22 protein-coding genes and 4 pseudogenes are annotated in these 24621 nt (G+C 68.0%); 4 read left to right on the forward strand and 22 right to left on the reverse strand.

Going from position 1 to position 24621, the window contains the following annotated elements:
• Window positions 1-167: 167 nt before the first annotated feature.
• The 7 genes from OG776_RS01100 to OG776_RS01130 all read right to left on the reverse strand — a co-directional run bounded on the left by OG776_RS01100 (window position 168) and on the right by OG776_RS01130 (window position 6549).
• Window positions 168-1523 (reverse strand): PP2C family protein-serine/threonine phosphatase, encoded by a 1356-nt coding sequence (locus OG776_RS01100; protein WP_329318233.1) that lies wholly within the window; start codon window positions 1521-1523, stop codon window positions 168-170.
• The gene (locus OG776_RS01105; protein WP_443077343.1) at window positions 1520-2743 is read right to left on the reverse strand and encodes an ATP-binding protein; all 1224 of its coding nucleotides are present in this window, start codon (window positions 2741-2743) and stop codon (window positions 1520-1522) included. The genes OG776_RS01100 and OG776_RS01105 overlap by 4 nt, the downstream gene beginning before the upstream one ends.
• The gene (locus tag OG776_RS01110; protein ID WP_329318237.1) at window positions 2740-3156 is read right to left on the reverse strand and encodes an ATP-binding protein; all 417 of its coding nucleotides are present in this window, start codon (window positions 3154-3156) and stop codon (window positions 2740-2742) included. The genes OG776_RS01105 and OG776_RS01110 overlap by 4 nt, the downstream gene beginning before the upstream one ends.
• On the reverse strand, window positions 3153-3569 hold the full coding sequence (locus OG776_RS01115; RefSeq protein ID WP_261994779.1) for an STAS domain-containing protein: 417 nt from the start codon (window positions 3567-3569) through the stop codon (window positions 3153-3155). Before OG776_RS01115 ends, OG776_RS01110 begins: the two co-directional genes overlap by 4 nt.
• The gene (locus OG776_RS01120; protein ID WP_443077161.1) at window positions 3566-4420 is read right to left on the reverse strand and encodes an STAS domain-containing protein; all 855 of its coding nucleotides are present in this window, start codon (window positions 4418-4420) and stop codon (window positions 3566-3568) included. The genes OG776_RS01115 and OG776_RS01120 overlap by 4 nt, the downstream gene beginning before the upstream one ends.
• Window positions 4421-4653: 233 nt before the next feature.
• On the reverse strand, window positions 4654-5490 hold the full coding sequence (locus tag OG776_RS01125; protein WP_329318241.1) for an RNA polymerase sigma factor SigF: 837 nt from the start codon (window positions 5488-5490) through the stop codon (window positions 4654-4656).
• A 426-nt stretch (window positions 5491-5916) separates the two neighbouring features.
• Window positions 5917-6549 carry a GAF and ANTAR domain-containing protein gene (locus OG776_RS01130; protein WP_148011739.1) on the reverse strand — a complete coding sequence of 211 codons (633 nt, stop codon included), beginning with the start codon at window positions 6547-6549 and terminating at the stop codon, window positions 5917-5919.
• Window positions 6550-7075: 526 nt separating this feature from the next.
• Between OG776_RS01130 and OG776_RS42320 the strand changes: the two are divergent.
• Window positions 7076-7432 (forward strand): annotated as a pseudogene (locus tag OG776_RS42320) (transposase); the annotation flags it as partial.
• A gap of 167 nt (window positions 7433-7599) precedes the next feature.
• Here OG776_RS42320 and OG776_RS01140 read toward each other — a convergent pair.
• From OG776_RS01140 to OG776_RS01155, 4 genes are all read right to left on the reverse strand, one after another.
• A complete protein-coding gene (locus OG776_RS01140; protein WP_329318244.1) occupies window positions 7600-7956 on the reverse strand; it encodes an STAS domain-containing protein in 357 nt (118 codons plus the stop codon).
• Window positions 7953-9224, reverse strand: a complete 1272-nt coding sequence (locus OG776_RS01145; protein WP_148011737.1) for a PP2C family protein-serine/threonine phosphatase — start codon at window positions 9222-9224, stop codon at window positions 7953-7955. The genes OG776_RS01140 and OG776_RS01145 overlap by 4 nt, the downstream gene beginning before the upstream one ends.
• A complete protein-coding gene (locus OG776_RS01150) occupies window positions 9224-10033 on the reverse strand; it encodes an alpha/beta fold hydrolase (protein WP_148011736.1) in 810 nt (269 codons plus the stop codon). The genes OG776_RS01145 and OG776_RS01150 overlap by 1 nt, the downstream gene beginning before the upstream one ends.
• A gap of 764 nt (window positions 10034-10797) precedes the next feature.
• A complete protein-coding gene (locus OG776_RS01155; protein WP_329318247.1) occupies window positions 10798-12318 on the reverse strand; it encodes an integrin alpha in 1521 nt (506 codons plus the stop codon).
• 477 nt (window positions 12319-12795) lie between these two features.
• Between OG776_RS01155 and OG776_RS01160 the strand changes: the two genes are divergently transcribed.
• From OG776_RS01160 to OG776_RS01170, 3 genes and pseudogenes are all read left to right on the forward strand, one after another.
• Window positions 12796-13032: a plasmid mobilization protein gene (locus tag OG776_RS01160; RefSeq protein WP_148011734.1), complete on the forward strand. Its 237-nt coding sequence runs from the start codon at window positions 12796-12798 to the stop codon at window positions 13030-13032.
• On the forward strand, window positions 13029-13403 hold the full coding sequence (locus OG776_RS01165; protein WP_148011733.1) for a fic family toxin-antitoxin system, toxin component: 375 nt from the start codon (window positions 13029-13031) through the stop codon (window positions 13401-13403). The genes OG776_RS01160 and OG776_RS01165 overlap by 4 nt, the downstream gene beginning before the upstream one ends.
• 520 nt (window positions 13404-13923) lie before the next feature.
• A pseudogene (locus OG776_RS01170) lies at window positions 13924-14016 on the forward strand (Rho termination factor N-terminal domain-containing protein); the annotation flags it as partial.
• Window positions 14017-14048: 32 nt separating this feature from the next.
• Here OG776_RS01170 and OG776_RS01175 read toward each other — a convergent pair.
• The 11 genes and pseudogenes from OG776_RS01175 to OG776_RS01235 all read right to left on the reverse strand — a co-directional run.
• A pseudogene (locus tag OG776_RS01175) lies at window positions 14049-14156 on the reverse strand (RNA polymerase sigma factor SigF); the annotation flags it as partial.
• A 1034-nt stretch (window positions 14157-15190) separates the two neighbouring features.
• Window positions 15191-15673, reverse strand: a complete 483-nt coding sequence (locus OG776_RS01180) for an ATP-binding protein (RefSeq protein ID WP_329323622.1) — start codon at window positions 15671-15673, stop codon at window positions 15191-15193.
• Between the two features lie 217 nt (window positions 15674-15890).
• A complete protein-coding gene (locus OG776_RS01185) occupies window positions 15891-16163 on the reverse strand; it encodes a DUF4190 domain-containing protein (RefSeq protein ID WP_148012025.1) in 273 nt (90 codons plus the stop codon).
• Window positions 16164-17055: 892 nt separating this feature from the next.
• Entirely contained in the window at window positions 17056-17394 is a 339-nt protein-coding gene (locus OG776_RS01195; protein ID WP_148012024.1) for an STAS domain-containing protein, read from the reverse strand.
• Window positions 17395-17756: 362 nt separating this feature from the next.
• Window positions 17757-18074 carry a DUF3253 domain-containing protein gene (locus tag OG776_RS01200; protein WP_329318252.1) on the reverse strand — a complete coding sequence of 106 codons (318 nt, stop codon included), beginning with the start codon at window positions 18072-18074 and terminating at the stop codon, window positions 17757-17759.
• A 937-nt stretch (window positions 18075-19011) separates the two neighbouring features.
• Window positions 19012-20085 (reverse strand): annotated as a pseudogene (locus OG776_RS01210) (alcohol dehydrogenase catalytic domain-containing protein); the annotation flags it as partial.
• A 190-nt stretch (window positions 20086-20275) separates the two neighbouring features.
• A complete protein-coding gene (locus OG776_RS01215) occupies window positions 20276-20668 on the reverse strand; it encodes a hypothetical protein (protein ID WP_148012022.1) in 393 nt (130 codons plus the stop codon).
• Window positions 20669-21207: 539 nt separating this feature from the next.
• On the reverse strand, window positions 21208-21933 hold the full coding sequence (locus OG776_RS01220; protein ID WP_148012031.1) for a glycosyltransferase: 726 nt from the start codon (window positions 21931-21933) through the stop codon (window positions 21208-21210).
• Entirely contained in the window at window positions 21930-22544 is a 615-nt protein-coding gene (locus OG776_RS01225) for an SAM-dependent methyltransferase (RefSeq protein WP_329318255.1), read from the reverse strand. The genes OG776_RS01220 and OG776_RS01225 overlap by 4 nt, the downstream gene beginning before the upstream one ends.
• On the reverse strand, window positions 22541-23314 hold the full coding sequence (locus OG776_RS01230; protein ID WP_148012020.1) for a PIG-L deacetylase family protein: 774 nt from the start codon (window positions 23312-23314) through the stop codon (window positions 22541-22543). The genes OG776_RS01225 and OG776_RS01230 overlap by 4 nt, the downstream gene beginning before the upstream one ends.
• Window positions 23311-24324, reverse strand: a complete 1014-nt coding sequence (locus OG776_RS01235; RefSeq protein WP_261994818.1) for an acyl-CoA dehydrogenase family protein — start codon at window positions 24322-24324, stop codon at window positions 23311-23313. The genes OG776_RS01230 and OG776_RS01235 overlap by 4 nt, the downstream gene beginning before the upstream one ends.
• Window positions 24325-24621: the final 297 nt, after the last annotated feature.

A 24621-nucleotide genomic window follows, 5' to 3' on the forward strand; every position in this document is an offset into this window, starting at 1 on the left:
CCCGGAGGTGCGCGGGCTGCTGCCGGCCGCCGCGGCCACGGGCCGTAGCGGTGCCCACGTCGTGTTCACCCACGCCTCGCCGCTCTGCCCGCGTCAGCGGGAGGAACCGGGCAGGCGCCACCTCACCGGCGCTCTCCCCACTCCCCGGCGAAAGCGGAATGTTCCCGTCAGTCGGTTCCTGGTGGCTGCAGACGGGCCGCGAAGACGATGATGTCGTCCTCTGGTTCCGTACCGAAGGCGTCCAGCAGCTTGGTGCACAGCCCGTCGGGTTCCTCCGGCCCGGCCGCGGCGGCGCTGCTCAGGAGGTCCAGGCGTTCGAACAGGTCGCTGTCGCGGGTCTCGATCAACCCGTCGGTGATCATGAGGAGTCGGCTCCCCGGCTCGATGACGTGGCTGACAGCTGGAGGCTGCGGCCACCTCATGCCCAGCAGCGGACCGTGCTCCGTCAGGTAGCGGGGATCGGCGCCGGGGGCGAGGAACAGGGGCGGCAGATGTCCGGCGTTGGCGACGTGCAGCCGCTTGTTGCCTGGTTCGACCAGCACGATGCAGACGGTGGCGGTCCATCCGGGCTGGTGCAGTCCCAGGAGGTGGTCCAGGTGTTCCAGCAGGACGTGCGGGAGGTGGCCCTGGGCGGCGTAGGCGCGCAGGGCGTGGCGCAGTTCTCCCATGACCATGGTGGCCTGGAGGGAGTGGCCGACCACGTCGCCGACTGCGAGGAGGAGTCCTTGTTCGGTGTCGATGGCTTCGTAGAAGTCGCCGCCGATCTCGGTCATGGACGCGGCGGGGAGATAGCGGACGGCGAGTTCCGTCCCGGGGGGCTGCGGCAGCGTGGCGGGGAGGAAGGTGCGCTGGAGGGCCAGGGCGAGCTCGTGTTCCTGGCCGAATCGTTCGACGACGTCTTTGTGTTCGACCGTGAGTTCCGCGTAGAGGGCCATGACTCCGGCGTTGGTCTCGGTCAGTTCCTCGTTGAGGCGCTCCAGTTCGTCGCGTTGGGCGTGGGCTTCCTGCAGGGCTGCCATCAGATCCCGGGTCTGTGCCTGCAGGTCGTCGATAGCGCTGGTAGGGCTGCTTGGTTTGAGAAGAGCGCGGACCTTCTCCACCTTCAGATCCCGCGCGGCGAGTTCCGAAAGCGGGCAGGTGATCTCGATCCGGCCTCCGGAAGCCGGCGTTGACGGTGTGAAGTTCCCGGGGGCGGCTTCGTAACGGGTCCGGGGCAACAGCCGGGTGACGGCCGTCAGCGACTCGCTGCTGGGAACACGGTCGTCGCCCCACTGGAGCAGGATCTGCAACGTGACCGGTTGCTGCTGCACGCTGAAGACGACGGTCATCGCCGCAGGGCGCAGCAAATCACGTCCCAGTTCGCTCAGTGCGGTGGCCAGGCGCACCTGGTCCCGCTCATCGAGACCGACCGCCTGAGCGATCGCCTTGGCGTCGCGACGCAGCGCGAAGACGTCGTGCTCGGTACCGACCGCTGTAACCAGCAGAGGTCCACGATCGCGGTGGTGGCGTGCCGTCGCGTTCACCAGGCCGCCTTGGCGATCACCGCGCTGGCGTCGTCTCGGCGGGTCCCCGCGTGGCGCAGCAGACCGGTGGCGATCACGGCGGGCGGGTGGTGCAGCAGGCCGGCCAGGTCGGGGGCGCTCCAGCGCTCGCTGAGTCCGTCCGAGTGCATCACCAACACCCCGTGGGCGGGCAGACGGTATTCGTACGTACGTAGCTGGTGCATCTGGTGACCGGCGATGCCCGGATGAGAGAGCAGGCTCGAGCGGGCCGTCGTGGTGACCAGGGCGGCGGTGATGTTCCCGACGCCGCAGAACAGCAGCCGGCCATCCGGCTCCAGGCGCGCGATGGCCACCGCGGCGCCACGGGTGCCGCGCAACGCTCGGTGCACCTGCGCCATCGCCTGCTCTGGGGTGCGCGCGGCCCCGGTGCGGAAGGCCTCGACGGCCGCCTGCGCCGCCACCGCCGCCATCGGACCATGCCCCAGGCCGTCACAGGACATCACCAGCAGACCTTCGCCCGGCCCCGGCGCCGCGTCCCGCACCGGCACGCAACGACCCAGGCCCTCCGCACGTGGGAGGGGCTGAAGGCGCCGCGCGGCCGCATGCGGGAGCTTGGTCGACGGACGAGCCGCCGTCAGAACCGACCAGTCATGGGACGCCGGGGTGGACTCACCCGGCTCGAGGGCTGCCGCGACGCCCGGCGATACCGGCTGTTCGCCGGTGTCGATGCGTGCGGTCCAGGCATCACCGCAGACCTGTTCGCCCCCGATCGGCCGAGTGATCCCTCCCACCACCGATTCACCGGCCGGCGACGAATCCGCGGGGCGCGGCCAGAAGCGGGCCAGCTGGACAGTACCGACGCCCGGCCGGGAGTGGATGTCGAAGGTGTCCGCGAGACGCTGGACCGCTCCCAGTCCGATGCCGAGAGTGCCGACGGTGGACATGCCGTCCCGCAGCGCGGCCGGGACGTCCGCCATCCCCGGACCGCTGTCCACGACCACCACCTCCACACCGGCCACGGCCTCGTTGCGCAGTACCCGCAGCAACACTGAGCCGTCGACCGCATGCTTGCCGGCGTTCGTCACCAGTTCGGCCACCGCCAGCACCAGTTCGGCGGTCCGCTGCGCCCCGAGACCGATACGCCGGCCAAGGGCGGCGGCGGCGCCGCGGGCGCCTTCGGGCTGGTCACGGAACCAGGCCACGTCCTCGCAGTCCACCAGCCACGGTGAACCGGTGGTCATCGACGGACCCACTTGGTGATGGTGACGGTGGTGCCCTCACCGGCCGCCGTGTCCAGGACGAAGTCGTCGACCAGTCGTCGGGAACCGGACAGGCCGAGCCCCATGCCACTGCCCGAGCTCCAGCCGTCGGTCAGGGCCAACTCCACATCCGCGATGCCCGGCCCCTGGTCGGTGAAGACCAGCCGCACGCCGCGCCGTCCTCGTTCCTCCACCAGCAGCGCGGTCATGGTGCCGCCCCCGCCGTGGACGAGGGTGTTACGGGCCAGCTCACTGGCCGCCGTGATCAATTTGGTCTGCTCCACCAAGGAGAACCGGCATGCCTGCGCGAGAGCCCTCACCAGCTGACGGGCCTGCACCACCCCGGCATTCGTCGTGATCTCCAGCACCTCCGGACCCCGCGGGCCGCCGTTCACCGGTCATCCGCAGCATCCGACACGACGCCCTCGACACCGGCCCCGGCCGTGGCCGCGACATGCGCTTGCGCCAGGACCCGCAGCCCCTTGTCCAGGGTCAGCGCGGTCCTCACTCCGCCCAGGGACAGGCCCAGTTCGACCAGTGTGATGGCGACGGCCGGACGCATGCCGACCACGACGGTCTGCGCGTCCAGCAGACGGGAGATGGAGGCGATGGTGGCCAGCATCCGGCCGACGAAGGAGTCGACGATCTCCACCGCGGTGATGTCGATGACCACCCCGTGCGCGCCGGACTCCACCACCGTGGCCGCCAGGTCGTCCTGCAGCAGCAGCACCGCGTGGTCATCGAGGTCGGTCTGGATGGACACGAGCAGCACCTGCCCGATCTGGAGTACCGGGACCCGTTCACTCACCGGGTACCGGCCTGCGGTGCCGTGCGCGAGAACGCGATGCCGGAGCGGCGCAGGGCGTGCCGCAGTGCGTCGGCGAGGGTGGCCTTGGTGACGATGTCACCGAAGTCGATGCCCAACGCCACGATCGTCTGGGCGATCTGCGGGCGGATGCCGGATATCGTGCACTCGGCGCCCATCAGCCGGGCCGCCACCACCGTCTTCAGCAGGTGCTGCGCAACCTCGGTGTCCACCGCGGGCACCCCGGTGATGTCGATGATCGCCTGCTCGGACCCGGTGTCGATCAGCGCCTGCAGCATCTTCTCCATCACCACCATGGTCCGCGCGGAGTCGAGAGTGCCGACCAAAGGCACGCCGATCACTCCGTCCCACAGCTTCACGACCGGCGTGGACAGCTCCAGCAACTGCTCGGCCTGCGCCGAAATCAGCTCCTCACGAGTACGGGTGTAGACCTCGATCGTGAACAGTCCCAATGTGTCCAGCAGTCCGGCGAACTGCAGGTACGCCGGCACATCGCTTCTCTTACCTTCGAGGGCCGGCGCGAGGACCTCCTTGAGCGCCAGCACGCCCACCGCGGTCTCGGTCGGGGTGAAGCCCAGCAGAGCCCGGTTGCGCGACAGTTCCGTCAACAGCGCCCGGACCTCCCCGAACTCCTCCGCCCGCCCGTCCACACTGCCGCTGCCCAGCGCCGCCACCAGCGCGGTGTAGATCTCCTGAATCTCACGCTCGACTTCCGTGCGGCTCACCCGCCCGCCCAGAGAACTGGTGACCCTGTCCGCCCACTCGGACCCCAGATCCTCACCCCGGACTGACAGCAGACCGATCAAACGGCCCGAAATGTCCACACCAGCCACAACACACATCCCTTTACAGGAGGATCAGACGATCCTCCGGAACAGTAGGCCACCCAGATAAGCCGGGAGACTCCACAGCGACATGGAGCGGCGCGGGCCACGAGCCGGCTCCCCGGTACAGCAGCCGGACCGCCCGGCGGGTGCGCAACAACCCCGGCACCGCGCACGACAGAAAACCGGCGGCGCACCTCCTGGGAGCACGAAGCGCCGCCGGTCCGTTCGAGGATTTCTACTCAGCCGGCGCTGAGCATCCCGGCACGAAGTTTCCCGATGGTGCGGGACAGTAGCCGGGAGACGTGCATCTGGGACACTCCGAGACGCTCGCCGATCTTGGCCTGCGTGAGTTCGTCGACGAACCGCATATGAATGATCAGCCGCTCCCGCTCGTCGAGCCCGGCGATCATCGGCGCCAGCGCGTGGAAGTCCTCGACCAGTTCCAGCGCGTGGTCGTCGGCGCCGATGAAGTCGGCCAACGCGGCCTCGGCCTCGTCCCCCGAACCGGTAGCGGCATCCAGCGAGGAGGAGGAGTAGCCGTTGGAGGCGAGCCGTGCCTCGTTGACCTCGACCTCGCTCAGGCACATCAGCACGGCCAGCTCCTTGACCGTGGGTGTGCGGCCGAGCCGGGTACGCAGTTCCTCTGTGGCCTTGGCGAGCAGGATCCGTGCTTCCTGCAGCCGGCGCGGAACATGAACCGCCCATGAGGTGTCGCGGAAGAACCGCTTGATCTCACCGACGATGTACGGGATGGCGAAGGTGGTGAACTCGACCTCGCGGGTCAGCTCGAACCGGTCGATCGCCTTGATCAGCCCGATCATGCCGACCTGGACGATATCCTCCATCTCGTCCGGGCCGCGGCTGCGGAACCGTCCGGCTGCGAAGCGGACCAGGCTCATGTTCATCTCGATCAGCGTGTTCCGCGCGCCCTGATACTCACGGGTGCCCTCCTCCAGGACGGCCAGCCGGTCGAAGAACAGCTTCGACAGCTGACGCGCGTCCCGCGGAGCGACCCGGGAAGGGTCGGCCACCTCTGGCAGCACCACTGCCTGTATCGCCTCGGTCGCCTCGGTCATGGTCACCGTCATATCGAGCCCCTCCCACAGTTCCAGCCCCGGTACAGCCGGCTGCTGGAGGCCGACAAAGCAGCGCCTACCCTCGTTCAGACCGGCCATACCCGGCGAACAGACACGGTCCTGTACGCAGTACCCGGTTGCGAACGAGTGGGGGGATACACGCCTGGTACACGAGACACCGAGCAGGTCCAGCTGGCCATCAGCCACGGGCCCGATCGAGCAGACTCGGCGTCGGCCGACCAGGCTTCCTGTTGAGGGCCCCATCTCATCGGCGGGTTCACGCTCTCGCAGGCGGGCCGCGCACGGCCGGGACGGCGGCACTGACGTGGGCCGTAGGAGGCCAAACCATCCGTTGGAGCGCCTCAACCCCGGGACCACACAACGCCATTGCTCAGCGGGACCACGTGCGGCGACGTTCCCTTGCCCTCACAGTCCAGTTCCATCAGGTTCAGCCCCGTGCCGGTGACACCTTCCGGGCACGCCGCCCTCCTCGCACACCTGCCGGGCCACCTCCCGAAGTTTGACGTTGTTCTCCTGCGAGTGGCGGCGCAGTGCTGCGAATGCCTGTTCCTCGGTGAGGTGCAGGCTGCTCATGAGGATGCCCATCGCCTCCCCGATCTGGTGGCGGGTGGCAACGGCCTGTTCCATCTGTGCGTGCGTGCGGGCGCTGGAGAGGGCGACGGCCGCGTGTGAGGCCAGCATCACGGCGGCATCCTCGCTGACCTCCGTGAACGCTCCGGGCCTGCGGGAGTAGAGGTTCAGCGTGCCGAAGTCCTCGCCGTCGGTGAAGAGCAAGAAGCCCATCATGCGGGCGGCATCGAAGCACGGCCCATGACCCACCCGCTGCTGCAGCCGGTCCAGGTGCCTCACGAGTTGCTCGGTCGGCGCCAGCGTCTGAACCTCCACTCCGCGCACGAGGAGGATCCCGGCAGCATCACAGCCCGCCACCAGTTCAGTCGCCGAGGCCGTGATCCGCTCCAGCGTCGCATCCACTGACGGCTGCGCCAGAAGATCACGTGCCATCGACGCCATCTCCTGCGCGAACTCACGCCAGTCCATGCTTCGCTCCTCACCCATTTCATCGACCAGTCCTGACCAGACTGCTACCCACGCCCTGGACACCGGGTGCGCCACACGTGCGCACGCCCCCGATTCGGCCGCACATCCGGAAACGCCGCATGGACTACCGACCGGAACCGACGTCACACGCATCGTGATGTACCCGGACGGCGGCACAGCCGCACGGAGGGAATCCAGGGTGATGTGGACGCTGCCCGAACCGATGCTCACCGCACCTGTAGCCTCGCCCGACCTGCCGCTGGGATGGGCAGGCGAACCCAGGTGAGACGGTTCTCGCGTCCTGTTCCCCACCGACACCGGACGGGTGCTGCCGCGCTCCCACCGGTTCACCAAGGTGACGCCGGCGTTCCCGGACAACGCGGCCTTCACGTGCAACTGCCGAACGCGACCGAGCTCGGTGGGGAGCTCGTCGTGCAGGAAGACGACCGGCTCGCGTGCCGGCGGCTGCAGGACCGACTTCGAAGCCGACAAAGCAGTAACCCGTTCGGCCCCGACCGAACAGGCCGCCGAGCAGGCCCTCGACGAATTCGAGGCCACTGACCTGGGGCAACGCTATCCGGCGATCGTCCGGACCTGGCGGTCGGCCTGGCCGGAGTTCACGCCCTACCTGACGTTCCCGCCGGCCATAAGGACGGTGGTCTACTCCACGAACATGGTCGAGTCGATCAACTCCCGGCTCCGCAGAGCCACCCGCAACCGCGGCCATTTCCCCTCAGAACAGGCCGCGTTGAAGGTTCTCTACCTCGCGGTCCGCGAGCAGATCAACCCCAAAGCGCGCGACGCCAACCACGTCGCCGCACACTGGAAAAAGGCACTGAACCAGTTCTCACTCTTCTTCGAGGACCGGCTCAGCATCCAATGACACCAACCGACTTACACAAGATTGCTGACACGTCCCACGGCCCCGGTCAGTATCGGTCGCGACCGGGGCTGTCGATGCGCATGGTCGTGAAGGGCCGTCGCCTCCGCGGCGAAAAGCTCCATGGCTCTGTTCATGAAAACGGACAGCTGGAGGTCTTTAGCGGTGGATCATTGTGCGGATCGCCAAGCGTCCTCGGCGTCCTGCACAGTGGGATGAATGGGAAAGACCTGGTCCAGGCCGACGATGCGGATGATCCGGCCGACACGTTCGGGGACCGTGGTCAGGGCGATGGTTGCGTCGGCGGCCAAGGCGTGATTGCGGGCGACGATCAGGACACTGAGCCCGCTGGAGTCGCAGAAGGTGATGGCCGCGAGGTCGAGGACGAGCTGCTCGCCGGGGCGCACGTCGAGCGCGAGGAGAGCGTCACGAACCTGAGGAGCCGTGTGGTGGTCCAGGTCCCCAGCGAGTTCCATTACCGTGCCGGCGGCGGTCGTGCGGGTGCGGAGGGCCACGCTCTGGGTCACTGCTGCTCTTCACTGAGGGTTCGGGGCACATGGATGGCGAGGACGGCGGTGTCGTCGTCCACGCCGGTGCCGAAGGCGGCGAGCAGTGCGCGCACCGCGTCGATGGTGTTGGACGCCGTGGAGGGGGCGAGGCTGCGGCCGAAGTCGAGGAGAGCGTCGTCCCCGTACCGGTCGTCGCCGCTGGCCACGGTGGTGTGGGCTTCGGTGAGGCCGTCGGTGTGCAGGAGCAGGGTGTCGCCGGGGGCGAGATGGACGCTGGTGGTGGAGATCTGGGCGTCGGGCAGGACGCCGATGAGCTGTCCGCCGGGAGTGGGCAGATAGTCGGCGGTCCCGTCGGCGCGCATCAGCAGGGCTGGGGGGTGGCCGCCGCTGGCCAGCGTGATACGGAAGCCGCCCCTGTCTGTGTCGGGGGTGAGCAGGCCGAAGATGACGGTGCAGAAGCGGGGATCGGTGCCGCTGTACTCGTGGTTGAGAACCGTGTTGAGGTTCGCGAGGACGGCGGCCGGATCCGGGTTGTAGACGGCGGCGGCGCGCAGCGTGTAGCGGGCCAGAGAGGTGATGGCCGCCGCGGGGGCGCCCTTGCCGCACACATCGCCAAGGAACATGCCCCAGGTACCGGCGGCAAGGGGGAACAGATCGTAGAAGTCGCCGCCGACCTCGTCGACGGAAGCGATGTGGTAGTGCGCGGCGACGTCCAGGCCGGGCACGTTCGCCAACGCGGGAGGCAGCAGCGTCTTCTGCAAGGTGGTGTTCAGCAGCTTGAGGCGGTCGCGTTCCCGGTCCGCCTCGTGGCGGGCGCGCAGGAGTTCGGTCTCGTAGGCGCGGCGGTCGCGGGCGTCGAAGAGGGTGGTTCGGATCAGGAGGGGCTGCCCGTCGCTGCCGGTCTTGACGGTCGAGGTGACCATGACGGGCAGGCGGGTGCCGTCGGCGGCCTTGAGCTCCAGAGCGACACCGCTGATCTCGCCCTGCATGCGCAGCAGCGGCGCGAAGTGGGTCTCGTGATAGAGCCGGCCGCCGACGGTCAGAAGATCCGAGAAGGTCATGCGGCCCACCAGGTCGCCGCGCTCGTAGCCGAGCCAGTCCAGCAGAGTCGCGTTGACCTTGGCGATCCGGCCGTCCAGCAGCGTGGAGAGGTAGCCACAGGGGGCGTGCTCGTAGAGGTCCTCGGCACTGTCCTCCAGCAGACCGGAGAAGCGGGCCGCCTCATCCGCGGGCTTATGGTCCCCGGTCTGGTGTTTGCTGTCCGCCGCGTCGCCGGTCTCGCACATCACCGTACGGCTCCCGCGAACGCGGAGATCGCTGCGGCGGTCTCCTCCGGAGCCGCGAGCTGGGGGCAGTGCCCTGTCGCGTTCAGTGTGACCAGTCGGCTTCCCCGGATCTGCGCATGGACGAAAGCACCCACCTCCGGTGGAGCGATCGCGTCACTGGAGCACTGTGCGACCAGCGTGGGCACCGTGACCGCCACGAGATCGGCACGGTTGTCGGACAGGAACGTCACGCGGGCGAAGAGCCGCGCGATCTGCGGGTCCGTCCGGCAGAAGCTGTTCGTCAGCTCCTCGCCCAGCTCGGGCCGCTCCGGATTTCCCATGATCACCGGGGCCATCGCGCCCGACCAGCCGAGATAGTTCGCGTCCAGCGACTCCAGCAGTTCATCGATGTCAGCGGCGCTGAACCCGCCCCGGTAGCCCGTGGCCGGATCATCGATGAAACGCGGAGACGGAGCGAGCAGCACCAGTCCGGCAAAAGCTTCCGGCCTGCGCGTGGCGGCCAGTACGCCCATCATCGCGCTGACCGAATGCCCCACGAACGTGACCGGGCCCAGCGCCAACTCCCCGATGACCTCCAGGATGTCGTCGACATAGCCGTCCAGCGAACCGTACCGATCTCGGCTCCACGCCGACAGCTGCGAGTTCCCCGAGCCAACGTGATCGAAGAGGACGACGGTGAAGTCCTGCGCCAGGGCGGGCACCACCAGACGCCACATGTTCTGGTCACACCCGAACCCGTGCGCCAGCATCACCACCGGCGCACCGGCCCGCCCGGTCACCGTCACGTGGTTCCTGCTCCGCACATCCATACCCGCCATCCTCGCAGACCGCTCCCGGCGGCGATCGCGGTCCGATCAAGTCACTGGACATGGCTCTCCTCGATAGATCAGCGTCTCCGGGACTTTCGGCCGTCCGGCTGAGTCGACAGATCCCCCCACCCGTCTCGGTAGCTGCCAGAGCTGCCGGGGCTGCGTCCATCGCACGCCGGCCGTGAGCCCGGTACCGTATCCGGGGACGTTGACGGAGTTGCGGCAGCGGGTCCCACCGGGTGCAGGTACCCGCCCTCAGCCGGCAAGCGCCTCACCGAGAGCGGGTAGCGGGCGAGGACCAACTGCTTGCTCTGACCCTTTCGCGTCGTGCACCGGACACACAGGCCGCTCCCGCCGCCGGCCGACACCGCGGAGGCCGGTGACCGAGACGCAAGCAGCCCCGGCCGGTGTCGGTCCCGGCCGGGGCTGTCGACGCGCAGGGTCGTGAAGGTCGGTCGCCTCCGCGACCAAAGGCTCCATGAGGGTTCAGCCGAACGATCGTCCTCGGTCCCGTCGGGCCCGAGCCCTCCTCTCCGTCCCCGCCCGCGTTCTCCCCGGGACACCGATCCGCGTCGACGCCGTGAGGGCACTCACGAGGTCGTTCAGTCCCCGCGGCGCCGGGCGCCACGAACGGAAACGCCAGGAAGGCGATCCCGTACCTCACTCAACTCCCCTGATGCGACGCGCGATCGTGGTGGCGTGCCGGGTGGCTCCCGCCGCGATTTCGACGACGGTACGCGCGTGGCGTAGGCCCTGTGTCGCCGTCAGTCGGCCACCGAGTCACCGAACAGGGCCCCGGTCGCGGGCAGGCCCATGGTGGACGGCCCGAAGGAGAAGGAACCGCTCGCGGTGATACCGCCGGAGGCGGCCGAGAACACCCACGCGGCACCGCTGTTCGCGTTCTCCGGCCAGTCGCCGACGACCAGGCCGTCCTTCTTGTCGCCGTTGGCGTCGACGAGGGCGGTCTCGCTGCCGAAACGGTCCAGCTTCTCCGCGGTGCCGGGTACCCCCGCGGTGTTCTGGCTGAACGACTTGATGCCGGTGGTGGTCAGACCGGTCGCGCCGCCGCGCAGCACGAGCACGGTGCCGGCGTCGGTGAGGCCGTCGAAGTCCTCGCCGGGCAGGCCGATCGCCACGTCGGGGTAGCCGTCGCCGTCGGTGTCGCCGATCGACAGGCCCGCGCCCATGCCGTCACCCCACTCCCCCACTCCCGGTACGCCTGCTGTGTCCTGGTTGATCCACACCGGCTTGCGGGTGGTGGACACGCCGTTCCGGCCGCCGTGGACGACGGCGATCGCACCGCCCTTGACGGGGAGGCCGACGTCGTAGTCGGTGCCGTCGACAGAGTGGCCGACGACGATGTCGGCGTGACCGTCCTTGTCGAGGTCACCGATCGCGACGTCGTCGCCGCGGATGAGCCGACCCTGGGAGTCCTTGAGAAGGCCCTGGTAGGTGAACCCGGAAGGACCGCCCGCCAGAAGGGCGACCCCACCGGTACCGACCTCGCCGTCCTGCTGCCTGACGCTGACGGCCAGATCGGCAATGCCGTCGCCGGTCACGTCACCGGCGGCCATCGCGATGGCGTACCACTCCTCGCCGGGGAACAAGGTGAACCGGGTCGCTCGCGCGCTGCGGCCGTCGCGCTTGAACGGACCGTGCAGCACGGAGCCGTCGCCCGGCGCGTTCTCGTCGCCGTAATCGTCGCCCCACGCCGCCACGTCAGGATCCTTGTCCCCGTCGACGTCCGCGACCACGAAGACGCCGCGGGAGCTCGCCGGCACGTTCCCCAGCAGGGTCGGCGTGGCGGACAGCCCCTTGGGACCACCCCAGTTGACGGCCAGGAAACGTCCGTGATAGCCGCTGATCGGAGACCTGTCCACGAGCGACAGCAGGTCGGCGTAGCCGTCCCGGTCAAGGTCGCCGCTCTGCAGGTTGCTGCCGTAGCCCGTCTGCTGCGGCACCGTCGACCGGTTCGACCAGGTCAGTGTCTGCCTGCGCGAGGTCGACAGCCCGCCGGACGAGCCGTACAGCACGCTGACGGCCCCCGCCTTCGCCTGCCCCTTCAGCGGGGTGCCCGGCGCGCCGATCGCCAGATCGGGGTAGCCGTCGCCGTTGAAGTCGTCGTGCAGGCGCTTGCTGCTGGGCGTGGTGGCGGTCGTTGCCGTGGTCGTCGGGGCCGGGGTGGCGGCGTTGACGACGGGAGCCAGCACGGCACCGCTGACCAGGGCGATTCCGGTGGCGACGACAAGCCGTCTGCGACGCCGAGGGAGGGAACGGGAAGTCATGGCTGTCCTGACGTAGGCGGAGAAGAAGGCGCGGGAACGCGTCGATGAGCCCGGCGCACGCTCGCGACCGTGCTGAGAGCGCGGGCGCCGAAGCGGGCGGAACCCCTGGCCATGACACCGGCGAACTCAGAGCGGAACCCCCTTGCGGCACCGGCGTACGCGTCCTCACACCGCCCAGTACGACTCACTGGAGTGGCGGTTGGTTGCGCTGCGGTTTACCGCACCTTTCCCTGCAGTCAAACGAGTTGGCGCCTGACAGTGGTGCGGCAGGGGTGGCGGATCGGGTGCTCGGTCAGGCGCCGCCGTGTGCGGTGACGCAGACGTGCTGCTGGAGCTCCTGGTCGCCGAGGCTGCCGTGGTCCAGAACCGCGGGGTCGGCGATACGGGTTCCAGGGTAGGTGGGGGCGGCGGGCGGCTCGGAGACCGTCGCGACCCAAAGCGGTTGTAGCGACCTGTACAGGTCGCTACACTCCTCGCATGAAGCAGATCAATGTACGCGTGCCCGACGAGATCCACGCCGGAATCGCAGAGCGCGCCGAGGCCGCGGGCCTGTCCGTGCAGGAGTACGCCAAGCAGGTGCTCGCCGACGAGTCCAACGACCTGCGACACCGCTTCCTCCACGCAGGCGCGCACTTCGCGGATGCCTTCGGAGACGCCTTCACAGAAGAGTTCGGGAACCCGGCCGCCAACCGTGGGCCGGCGGCCGCCGCGTGATCGTCCGCATCGACCGCGCCTGGCTCCTCGACCTTGCGCACCGGCACATCCCCGGAGACCCGGACGTCTCCGACTTCGGCACACTCGCGGCCGCGGCCGCAAGGCACTCCGACACGGTCATGGACACGCTCGTCTACACCGAGTCCCACCACCGGGCAGCGGCGCTCATGCATCAGCTCATCCGCTGCCCGGCCCTTGACCACTCCAACGAACTGTTCAGCGCGGTCGTCGCCGCTTCCTACCTCTCGGTCAGCGGCGAGATCCTGGACGTCCAGCCCAAACAAGCCGCCGTCCTCGCGGCCCGCGTCAGCCGCGACGGTCTGGACGTACGAAGCATCGCCGCCGAGATCAAAACGTGGATCGCCCGCTGAGCCGAGGCGCCTCCGACACGGCCGGATCCCAATCGCGGCCCTCTCCCGCCGCAGGTGAGTCAGGCCAAGTGAGTCAAGGGCCGTGCGCAGCGGTCCGGAGCTGAGTGGGTCGACGGCTACGCACGGCTGGAAGAGCCCCGGGTTGGACAGGGCACCGTCACGGAGGGTGGCACACGGGGCGCCGGATCCCACCCGCATGGGCCTGCACGGCCGGTACTGCCTGCAGATCGTCGCCGCTCCCGCCCACAGCATCACCGTCGAACAGACACAGGCCCGAAATCGCATCACCGCCGACGGCCGCCTCCACCCCGCCGCCCGCGTAGGCGAACCGAATCCCCTCCCCTACTCCTCCGTATCGACGCGTGCCGCGGCCTGCTTCTCATCCCAAGGCCGCTCCCCGGTCGCCGCCACTTGCCTGACGTGGTGGTCCAGGTCTCCGAACGCTGCCCGACACGGGTGCTCCCGGCCCTTCCGGGAAGCAGAAATCCCATGCCCTAGTCGACCAGCCCGTCGGCGTCATAGGGACCAGCTGTACGCGGAGGCGAAGAAGCGTGGCATCGAGGGCCGGTCATCCATGAACAAGCAGGAACTGGCCAGGGCCCTCGGCCGCTGAAAACAACGGACCGTCTCTCCAAGGCGGCGCACGTGCATCTGGGAGGCCCCAGGACGCTCGCCCATCTGGGCCTGGGCGAGTGGGTCCACAAACCGCATGTGAATGATGCACCGCTCCCGCTCACCCGGCGCGGCAGTCATCGGCGCCAGTGCATCGTCTTGATCAGCCCGGTCATGCCGACCTGGACGAGGTCCTCCACCTCGCCGTGCCGTTCGACCACGCCGTGCTGGCGGATGACAGACGAGCCGGCCAGGAGGTTCGCCTCACCGGGCGTCTTGTCCGCGGTGGTCTGCGCGCGCGGCTTCTGTCACTGCTCCCGCGGCTGTGTGGGGGTACTCGACCAATGACCGACAGGCACACCGCGGTGGTCGCCCTGCGTCTGTACCGTTTCGGTGTAGCAAGGGCTGTTGTGCTGCCCGCATCGCCAGCCGTGCGCACAGCGCGGCCAGCGGCAACTCGACACAGAAAGCCATCACTGCAGCCGTGACGAAGGCGCTCCCCGCAGCCGCAGTCGTGGTGTCGAACCAGGCGTCAATCGCCAGCAGGGTGGCCGTCGTGGCGGCCACCAAGGGATATCGCCGGTCGCCACGGATCGCAAAAGCGCCAGTGGCGATCAGACCGACCGACTCAAGTGCGTCCAGGCCCACCCACGCCACTGGCCACTGTGCCGCCGTCGCGACGTCCGGCTGTCCGGTCGCCAGCATGTACAACCAGGGCAGCAGAAGAATCCCGCAGACGACCATCAGCCGACCCGTCCATGCCGTCAGCCCCAAGTCCCGCCCACCCCTGCCCTCGCGCGGCGGAGGCCCTGGCCGGGCGTGCCCGCCTGGCGCAGTGCGCTCTCCGCCTCCATCAGCTGTCACCTCGTCAGTACCAGGTGCCAGTTGGGACATGGTCTCGCTCCCTCCCGCGTGCTCTCCCGTTCACAAAGCTGAGCCTCCGCGGCGCACCCACGCGCTGTCCACGACCGCCTGGCCCTACGCGGGCAGCGCTGGAGTCGGCCTCGACGCCCGCCGGCTGACCGCGCCCTGGACGCTTCGCCGCCAACCGCCCGCCCTCGCCCCGCGCGCAGGTGGCTGCCATGGACGCCTAGGGAAGTGGAGCGCGTCCTCCTCGAGGGCTGGACGATCCCTGGCCTGACGATGCTCGATCGAAGGATGTCGACGCGCGACGATCACTGCCGCGTCGCGTCACTCCTGCCTGTGATTCCTGATTCGGCCGGGCAGTTCGGCGTGTGCGCCGGGTCCCCTTTCTGTTGCTGGTCGGCGATCGGACGGAAGCACGCGGTCACCGTCTTGCCGTGCCGCTGGCACTTCATGCTCCAGCCGTCGGCAAGGGCGCCCACGATGCCCATCCCCCGTCCAGACGTCGCACCTGTCCCCGGCTCGCGCTGCCGGGGCAGGGTGGGGTCCTCGTCGTGGACGCTCACATGTAGGCAATCGCCGTCCCAGGTGAGGACGAGGTGGGCATCACTGTGGGCATGGACGTGGGCGTTGGTGAGCAGTTCGGACACGCAGAGGACGATCGCGTCAGCCATGTCGGGTTCTTCAGCGGCCCAGGGCAGGGACCTGAGATGGTCTCGCGTCCAATGCCGTCCGGCCCTCACGCCTCCTGACACCGCGAACGAGTGGGCCCAGCCCATGGCTTTGACTGCCATCGTGTCTTCACTTCCCATGCTGTTGTCCGCGTCGTCCTGTAGCGAGCGGTATTCCCGGTCCATGCGCGCAGGTGCCCGCTCAGGCCGACGGATCGTTCTCGCCACGGTCGAGCCCGGCATCCGCCCGGTCGTCTGGAACCGGGCGGACGTGATCTCCGAGGGGCGGTGCCTGGCGCCCTGAAGCCGTGAGGCGGTGCATGCCGTCAGGCCGGCCCGATCAGCCGACATGCCAGAAGAAGCCGCCGTCGTTGTGGACCGCAACGGCAAACGTCACGACTACGAGCACAAGGTCGGCCATGCCAAGGCCGATGTCCCACTTGGGCATTGCGCTCCTGGTCTGACGCAGCGCGACAGCACCGAAGACGACTGCCAGGGGTCCCAGGATGATCGGCAGGATGAACAGGCCGACGATGCCACAGACCAGTCCCGCGACTGCCAGCCCGTTGGTCCCGCTCGCGCGCTGCGCACCGCTTCCGCTGTAGCCAGCCATATCTCTGCTCCCAAAATATCGCTGTAGGTCGCCTACGGCCTTTCGGTCCCCATCGGGTTACCCAGGAGCGAGAGGTCATGCTCTCCTGTCTGCACCAAGCCCCACACGCTGCGGACAGTTTGGGTGAAGCCTGCATTCCGCAGGGGCCGGAGGGCGCCGGGCCGAGGCTTCACGGTCACTGGGGCCGGCAGGGGCCGGCGCATTTCCGTCTCCTCAGGGCAGGCCCCATGGTCGCCTCCTCCTCCGGACAGGCGGCAGGCGCGCTCGGCTTCCGAACGCGGCACGAGTTGAAGGCCAGCGCGGGCGCCCCAACGGCAAACACATCCGTATCCGCATGCCCCTGCCACAGGCCACCTGAACACAGAGCCCCAGGCCCCGCTCGGCAGCCCTACCCTCGCCAGGGGCAGGGCACCACAATTCAGTGAACTCCCTTCCTCGAGCACGGCCATCTGGTCGGGAAACAGCTTCGGCAGCTGACGCGCATCCCGTGAAGTGACCAGGGAAGGATCCGCTATTTCCGGCCGTGCTTGAATCTGTGACGTCGTCGCGGCCATCCCCTCGGTCACCGCCACCGAAAATCGACAATGATGCACATGCCCGCTTGGAACGGGAAATTCTCAGTGAATCGACGTGGCGCGCGCTCACAGCGGTTGGGAGCGGGGCGAGAGGGATACCCGCCCAGTACACGGGGTTCGGACCCTAGCCCCGTGCGGCGGTTCGCCAGGACAACACCCCGGCGAACCGCCCCGGCCCGGCGGCGGGGCAGCACTTGGCCGATGAGGCGTTCTCAGCGGAGACGTCCGGCAGCGCCCCGTCCCCAGCCCTCGCCCGGCGGACGACTTCCCCTAGTCGCCCAGGACCTGTGCCGCTGTCAAGGTCGGTGATGTGGGCTTCAGTAAGGTGCCGCAAGCAGACCGCCGGGCAGGAAGTCGTCCCAGTGATTATCAGGGAAGAGCTCCCACGCCAGGTCGAGCAGTCGCTTCGGCTGCTGCTGAAGGCCGACGACGGTGAGAATTCGGCGCGTGTTCTGGCAGGCCAGCCGCTGATGGATCAGCAGGTGAAGGCCCGCGACATCCATGAACCGGGCTTGCCGCAGGTCCCAGGTCACGCCGGTTGCCGTATGCGGTACTTCCTGCGCGCGGGCAAGTACACCGGGCAGCGTGTCGAAGCCGATCTCGCCGCGCGGGGTGAAGACCGCCGTGACACCGGCGTCCGTGACAGTGAGGATCATGATGGCTGTGCCCTCCTGGAGGTCTTGGACCCAAAGACGCCAGAGTCCCGGCACAGCGGCCCTCACCGGGAACAGAGACCCGGCGGGACCACCCAGCAATCACGTACCCCTTCGGTGCGTGCCGAATCCGCTCACAGTCGCGACAGATCATCCCTACCCGCGCTTGTCACCCATCTCGCACGCACTGCGCCGAGGCGGGAGCGCCGCGCTGCTCTTCTTCTCGCAGGGAGCCTCGCAGCGGGAGCCGTCCCACAGTTCGTGGTCTACCTCCTGGCCGGCACCGTCCTCCGGGGTGCCCTCGCGCTACCCGGGGTCCTCACTAGGTGATCGCAAGCCGTACCTGCTGCGACAGGCTCCCTCGATCACGGTGGCGGGATGCCCGGCGAAGCGGCAGGCCCAGGCCCCTCGCCACTGCTGCGTCGCACCGGGCGGCGGATACGGATGGGGCCCTGAACGTGTCGAACGTCGACCGGGACACCGCTCTGGGTGATGACCACCAAACCGGCGTCAGCAAGCCGGTCGGCAGCGCGACGCACTGGCTCCATGAATTCTCGCCACTTGTCGCCGCGGCGCCGATCAAGCGCACGAGCTACCTCCGATGGGCAAATCGACGCGCCAGAAGCTCGCTGCTCGAGCAATCCTAGAATCGCGGATTCTATGGCCTTTTCACTCAAGGACATCAGATGTGCCCCCTCGGTTCGAGAGGCCCGGTCGACTTCCAAGATACTCGGCGAGCGGATCTGAATCACGTCCGTTTGCCCGCCTGCCCCACTCGACCAACTGACCTGACGCCGAGTAATCCGGCGTATCACTGCAGGTCGCTGTTGGCAATAATTCCGTGCCCGAACATGCCCGGGGCGAGATGCAGGATCCGCGCCGAGTAATCGCCTCCACTCGTGGAAGAATTTGTCGGCGCTACGGAGTCAAGGGCTCCATCGGGTGATGCCCTACGGACATCGGCAACCGAGAGTAACCGTAAGAGTTAGGCAAAATCTGCAGAATTGGTTACCAGGCACCTTCCGTGGAACTCGAACGTCATCGGGAGGTAGCCATGCGTCGAGCAGTAATGCAGAAGCGTCAGACGAAGACCGATTCTCGCCGCACTCGCGAGGAACCCGAGGCCCCTTCGCATCCAGGCGTCCGCAAAGACATTGCACGGACGTGGTGGCCGGACGCGTGACACGAAGCGTTTCCAGTGGGCTCCCCGGCTGGGGCCGGGCTGAGGAAGCCATCCTGGCCATCTCCCAAGATGTGCCGAGCTCGAACGCAGAGGCGGCGACGATGTGTTCGCGCTCCACGAGGGTCAAGCTGAGCCAGGACATTCGGGGTTTGGCTGAAGGGATCGTCGAAGGAGATGGCCGCTCCACGCACCTTGCGGGCCTCGGAAATTTCGACGGGCACCTCGATGCAGGGCTTCGCGTTCTCGCCGACGAGGGGTAGGAGAACATACTTTTTTGCAGCAGCTGGATCTCCGCGACGGGAGTGCTGTGCGGTCGACGTGCTCAGCACCGGGGCGTGAACTGCTGCCCAACCGGGGCGTGAACTGCTGCCCACCGGTATCCCCGGCGCTACGGCCGTCACGTGTGCTGCGCCATCCGATCTGCAGATTCAGGTGGTTCAGGGGCGCAGCAGGGTTTTGATCATGCCGTTCTGCTTCGCCGTGAACGCTGCGTACGCCTGTGGTGCCTCTTCGAGCGGCAGGTGATGGGTGGCGAAGGTGTCTACGCCGAGGGGGTCCTCGTCGGTGAGCAGCGGGAGGATGTCCGGTACCCAGCGCCGCACGTTCGCCTGCCCCATGCGGAACTGGAGCTGCTTGTCGAACATGCGCAGCGTGGGCATGGGATCCATGGCTCCGGCGTACACCCCGGACAGCGAGACGGTGCCGCCGCGTCGTACGAGGTCGATCGCCGCGTAGAGTGCGGCGAGCCGGTCCACTCCCGCCTTCTCCATGAGTGGTTGGGCGAGTGCGTCGGGCAGCAGCCCTGTCGCCCACTGGGCGGCCTTGGTCATCGGGTTGCCGTGCGCCTCCATGCCGACCGCGTCGATCACGGAGTCGGTGCCGCGGCCGTCGGTCAGCGCGCGTACCGCGTCCCCGAGATCCTTCTTGCGGCGTCGCAGGTCCAGGCACTTCACGCCGTGGGCGGAAGCCCGCTCGATACGTTCGTCTACGAGGTCCACGCCGATGACCAGCCCTGCACCGCGCTGTTGCGCGATGCGTGTGGCCATGTCGCCGATCGGACCAAGCCCCAGCACGGTCACTGAGCCGCCGGGCGGTATCGCCGCGTACTCGACAGCCTGCCAGGCGGTCGGCAGCACATCGGAGAGGAAGACGAAACGGTCGTCGGCCGGCCCGTCGGGCACCTTGATCGGGAGGGTGTTGCCGAACGGCACACGCAGGTACTCCGCCTGGCCGCCCGGTACCTGTCCGTACAACTTGGTGTAGCCGAAAAAGGCGGCTCCGGAACCGTACGCGCGCACCTGCGTCGTCTCACATTGCGACTGCAGGCCCTGCGAGCACATGAAACAGGTCCCGCAGGACACGTTGAAGGGGATGACCACGCGGTCACCGGCGGCAAGAGCGTCGACGTCGGGGCCTGCCTCCTCGACGACGCCCATGGATTCGTGGCCCAGGACGTCGCCCGGTTCCAGGAACGGACCGAGGACCTCGTAAAGGTGCAGGTCGGATCCGCATCAGCATCTCGGGCACCGGGGCATCGACGTGGGCGCGCGACAGCGGGCACAGCTTCTCGGCCAGTGTTGCCGTGAGCATGACGTCAACCGCTGGCACGAAGATCGCATAGTGCGTCCGCACCCTGCCCGCCGAGTCCCGCGCGTCAGAGGTCCTCAGGAACGGAGAAAGTGCTCAGAGTGGATACGCCGGTCAACGGGTCCCTCGTCCATCGTGCGGATCTTGAGGGTCGATGCCGGTGGTGGCGGAGGCATCTTTGGTTCCGCTAGGACGCCGTGAGCTGCCTTTCGGCCCGGTGTCGTGCATGCCCGCTTCGGCGCCACTGGTCTTGCTCTGGTCTTCCCCGCGCCGGCTCATGCTTTTCACGGGTTTGCCGTGAGGGTTGCCGGCCTCTTCTTCCGAGATCTTGCGGCCCGGCCCCTTGGCAGGAGCGTACTCGTCAGGATGGAACGAGCGTCGGGCGCTCGGGTTTTCCTGTTGCTTTGTCTCATCGACGTCCGGTGACCAGCCGTGCTGGTGCGCTCCCTTGTGCGGGCTGGGGCCCTCCCGGGAGCCGGAAGGAGACGACTTCGGCTGCTTCGGCATGACCGGCCTACCCTCTCGATCGAACGACGAAGTTCCCGACTCCGCCGATCGTCAACTCTCAGTGGTAGTACGCATGCTGTCAGTTATGACCCCTCGCTGTGCGCGTCGGCGCCGGCACGGGATGCTCTCATGACGACAGACATGCGACCCGAGCACGGGATTTTGGCGTACAGATGGTGCCGTTGTCCGGCAGGCCCCCGGAGGACGGAATAGGGCCGCCCTCGTCTCGCCGGCCCCTCTCCGAACCAGGGTAAGCACATCCGCACCGCGCTGCCCAACGGTTGACCGAGTCGAATACTCCGTGCAACTGAGGCATGTGAGGGTGTCCGCCCTTGCCGTCGCATCTCAGAACGTCCCCGACACCGCCCGACACGTCATGAGGCTTTGCGGACCGTCGCATCCCGCTATCCGCCGTCTCCGCCCATTCCTGCCCCCACCACCGGGCGGCTACCGGACAGGCGACGCTCCGGCACGCATGCGCAGCGCGCCTCTCCCGATACTGGCATGACCCGAGTGCGCCGGAGACCGCACTCGGTCCGCTAAACAACCGGGTTGATCAGTGCGCAGTGCATAGATGCGAGAAGGTCCGAGAGGCCACCGGGTGCCCGTCCACTCAGGCGGGCGGCGGTGTGAACGGGGTGCTGGTCGGTGCGGGCGATGCCGTAGCCGGCTTCGGACAGTCGAGCCGCGAGGTCGCAGTCTTCTCCGGAGCGCAGGGCGGCAAACCCGCCCACCCGCACATAGGCCGAGGCGGACACTCCCAGATTCGCGCCATGAACGTGGGGGTGTTCCCAGCGCCGATGCACCTCGCTGAACCGGCAGGTACGGAAATAGTGGGCATTGTGGCGGGTTTCAAGGAGGGGGAGAGCTGTACCAGGGGTAAGACGAATGGTGCCCAGAACGGCGTCGTACCCCCGTCGTGCCCACTCCAACTGGTGGGTGAGCCAGTCTGCTGGCACCGTGGTGTCGGCGTCCGTCATGGCCAGCCACAGGTCCGGGCCGGCATTTGCCAGAAGGGCCAGGGCGTGCTGGGCGCCGACGGCTCGCGCGGCGCCGACATTGTGGCTACGAGTACGCACGACATGGGCTCCCCCGCGGACGGCCAGAGTTGTCGTGTCGTCTGTGCAGGCGTCCGCTGTCACCACGATCACCACACGGACCGGTGCCGCTCGTGCAGCGGCCGCGTGCACGCTGCGCAGACACGCGCTGATGCGGCGTTCTTCGTTGTGTGCGGGCACAACGACGCCCACGGCAGCGGGCTTCACGCCAGACCTTCCGCAGCAGCCGGAGATCGCGCTGTGCCCGCGCCCTGGCTGTGTTCGTGGACAGTGAGGGTGAAGTCCGGGTCGTCGTACCGGGCCAGTCGTTTCAGCGCCGCCACCGTACCGAGGTGGTCGGCGATGTCCCGACCCGTGCATGTGTGCTCGGCGACCGGATGATTCCAGTGCACCGTCACAAGGTGGCCGCCCTCCTCCAGGCTCTCCACGCTCTGCTTGAGCAACTGCGTCCGGGTGCTGGGGTCGAAGTAGTAGAGAAGTTCCGACAGCACTACCAGATCGAAGGGTTCCTCAGGCCATTCCTCAGGCACCGTCATCCGCCGTACGGTGACGTGCTTCACATTGGCGGTGCGCCGACGCGCAGCGTCGACTGCCGAGGCGATGCGGTCCGTGGAGAGCAGTCGATCGCATCGGGCAGCCAGGAGTTCGGTCAACACTCCTACCGAACAGCCAGGTTCAAAGGCCCGCAGGTACCGGAGGCGGGGCAGCACCGCGACGGTCATGTTGTATTTACGGCGGTCGTACCACCGCTCTGCGAGGTGCCAGGGGTCGGCCGCGTCGGCGTACTGACGGTCGAAGTAGCTCTCGGGGGTGCTCACCGGATCACCGTTTCGAATGTGCGGGTGTGGTGGGCAATCTCTTCCTTCGGAAGTACCGGACCGACGTCATGACCGCGGGCCTCCAGTTGGCTGGTGAACTGTGCCGCTGCCGCCTTCTTGCGTACCGCGGATGCTTCCGGCAGTGCCACAACTGCGGCACGGTGCCACGGCACGCGGAGGTCGTACGGGCGGGCCCAGTGCCACATCCACACCGGATAGGACCACACCGGTATGGAGGCGGCGCAGGCAGCGCGCTGAGCGGCGCGGCCAGCCGCCTCATGGTCACTGTGCAAGTCGCCCTCCCACGGCGCCACACACAGGGCGGCCCGCGCACCGGAGAGGACTTCGCCGATCACGGCGCAGGCCTGGTGCTCGTACTCGTCAAGAGCGGTATCGGGTAGAGCAGCGTGCAAGGGGGTAGGCAGCTCACCGAGTTCGGCCAGCGCGGCTGCCAGTTCACCGCGGCGCCTGCGAGCCAGCATTACTTGGGCGTACGGCTGGGAGGCAGCGTGGGAGGCTTCGCCATCGCTCAGACATACTGTCTGGACTGTCGTACCGGCATCCACAAGGGCCGCGATGCAACCTCCGAAGCCCAGGACCTCATCGTCGGGATGGGCAGCCACCACTACGACAGGCCCTGGTGGCAGATCCAGGTGCGGGAGGTGATCCGGAAGCCGTGCACGCAACCACTCCGACTCATCGGTGCCTTGCCCATCGATGGCTTCGGCAGCAGCCTGCCGTTTGACGCCGGCCCCTTCAGGGGCGCTCATCGTGAGCCCTCTGCAGCGCTGATGGTCGCCATGCGGCCGAGTTCGGCCAGGTTGGCCTCGGCGTGGTGCTGGCGTATGTACACGGTCAGATCTGCCACGGCGCGGGCGTGCCGTTCGTCACGGCACAAGGGCCCGGCGCCTGTGGCACGCCCTACATGGTCCAGGACCTCAGTGCACACTTTCTCGATCAGCGCCCGCACGCGCAGGCTCCGCAAACGAGCTTCGCGGCGCTCATCAAGGGGGTCGGTGTCGATGTCCTCGCCGGCTCGTCGCACCACGCCGTCGGCAGTGTGCAACAGCATGTCTACCATTCCGAGGTGAGCAGCTGTGTGTTCGTTCAACCTCCCCGCGGCAGCTCGTTCGTACAACGCCGCAGCGATCGCGTGCGCGCCACCGAGCCAGCACGCCGCTACGCCGATTCCGCCGTGCTGGAATCCGGGCCGAGTCAGATAGTCCTCCACCTCGCCGACGGCTCGGGCGCGTGTGTTTGAGAACGACATGTCCAGGCTGTCGCTGCCTGCCATACCGATCGCCGGCCACGTGCCTTCCACCGGCTGGGCGTCGGGGCGGTCCAGCGTGACGGCGAAAAGCCGGTAACCGTCGTCCGCATCTGCTGTGACGAGCGCATGGGTGCAGCTGTGAGCACCGGAGCAATAAGGCTTGACGCCACTGATTCTCCACCCCTGGACAGAGCGTGTCGCGCGCACGCCTGGACCCGGTGGACGCGCCGCCCAGACACCCCAGCGCTCCCCTGCCGCCGGCGGCGAGTGGCCCAGTTCATGCAGGATCGCTGCGGCGTCGAGGTGACCCTCAGCAAGACGGGCCACGCAGAGGTCCTCCCTTCCCAGATCGATGAGCGCGTTGAATCGGCGTGCCGTCGCCCGGCCCGGCAGCGGCACGTCGCCTGCTCGGTGATCGACGAACTCGGTGAACAGATCGGCCGTACGCTTCTCGGGCGTACGGGTGTGGTCAGGCAATTCGTGGGGGATGACGATCACGCGGACCTCCAGCTTCAAGGGGCGCTGATAGGCATCTGACGGTCTGGAAGTCGGTACTCAAGGGAGCAACGGGCTCCGTGCACCAGCCGGCGACGCGGTCCCGGCTGGACAGGGCTTGGTCGGTAGCCGCCGGGTGACCTCACATTCCCATTCATCAGGGAAGTCTCGCCTGTATGACCGATCATAGTCTCCGCGTTCGGCAGCCCGCGCTGCGGACAGAGAGTTCAGCAAGTCGGTAAGGAGCCGAAGCGTTTGTTCGGCCAGGGCGACACACTGAGCCGTGAGGAAGTAACTTTCAGCTATCTTGAG

It is taken from the genome of Streptomyces sp. NBC_01689 (assembly GCF_036250675.1).
Taxonomy (GTDB): Bacteria; Actinomycetota; Actinomycetes; order Streptomycetales; family Streptomycetaceae; genus Streptomyces.

Coding starts and splice junctions, on each gene's coding strand:
- OG776_RS01150 (WP_148011736.1), bottom strand. CDS start 10,033: ATGGATGTGCGGAGCAGGAACCACGTGACGGTGACCGGGCGGGCCGGT.
- OG776_RS01215 (WP_148012022.1), bottom strand. CDS start 20,668: ATGCCGAAGCAGCCGAAGTCGTCTCCTTCCGGCTCCCGGGAGGGCCCC.
- OG776_RS01180 (WP_329323622.1), bottom strand. CDS start 15,673: ATGGCAGTCAAAGCCATGGGCTGGGCCCACTCGTTCGCGGTGTCAGGA.
- OG776_RS01200 (WP_329318252.1), bottom strand. CDS start 18,074: ATGTCCTTGAGTGAAAAGGCCATAGAATCCGCGATTCTAGGATTGCTC.
- OG776_RS01145 (WP_148011737.1), bottom strand. CDS start 9,224: ATGTGCGAGACCGGCGACGCGGCGGACAGCAAACACCAGACCGGGGAC.
- OG776_RS01160 (WP_148011734.1), top strand. CDS start 12,796: ATGAAGCAGATCAATGTACGCGTGCCCGACGAGATCCACGCCGGAATC.
- OG776_RS01155 (WP_329318247.1), bottom strand. CDS start 12,318: ATGACTTCCCGTTCCCTCCCTCGGCGTCGCAGACGGCTTGTCGTCGCC.
- OG776_RS01185 (WP_148012025.1), bottom strand. CDS start 16,163: ATGGCTGGCTACAGCGGAAGCGGTGCGCAGCGCGCGAGCGGGACCAAC.
- OG776_RS01105 (WP_443077343.1), bottom strand. CDS start 2,743: ATGACCACCGGTTCACCGTGGCTGGTGGACTGCGAGGACGTGGCCTGG.
- OG776_RS01125 (WP_329318241.1), bottom strand. CDS start 5,490: ATGACCGAGGCGACCGAGGCGATACAGGCAGTGGTGCTGCCAGAGGTG.
- OG776_RS01195 (WP_148012024.1), bottom strand. CDS start 17,394: ATGATCCTCACTGTCACGGACGCCGGTGTCACGGCGGTCTTCACCCCG.
- OG776_RS01130 (WP_148011739.1), bottom strand. CDS start 6,549: ATGGACTGGCGTGAGTTCGCGCAGGAGATGGCGTCGATGGCACGTGAT.
- OG776_RS01230 (WP_148012020.1), bottom strand. CDS start 23,314: ATGAGCGCCCCTGAAGGGGCCGGCGTCAAACGGCAGGCTGCTGCCGAA.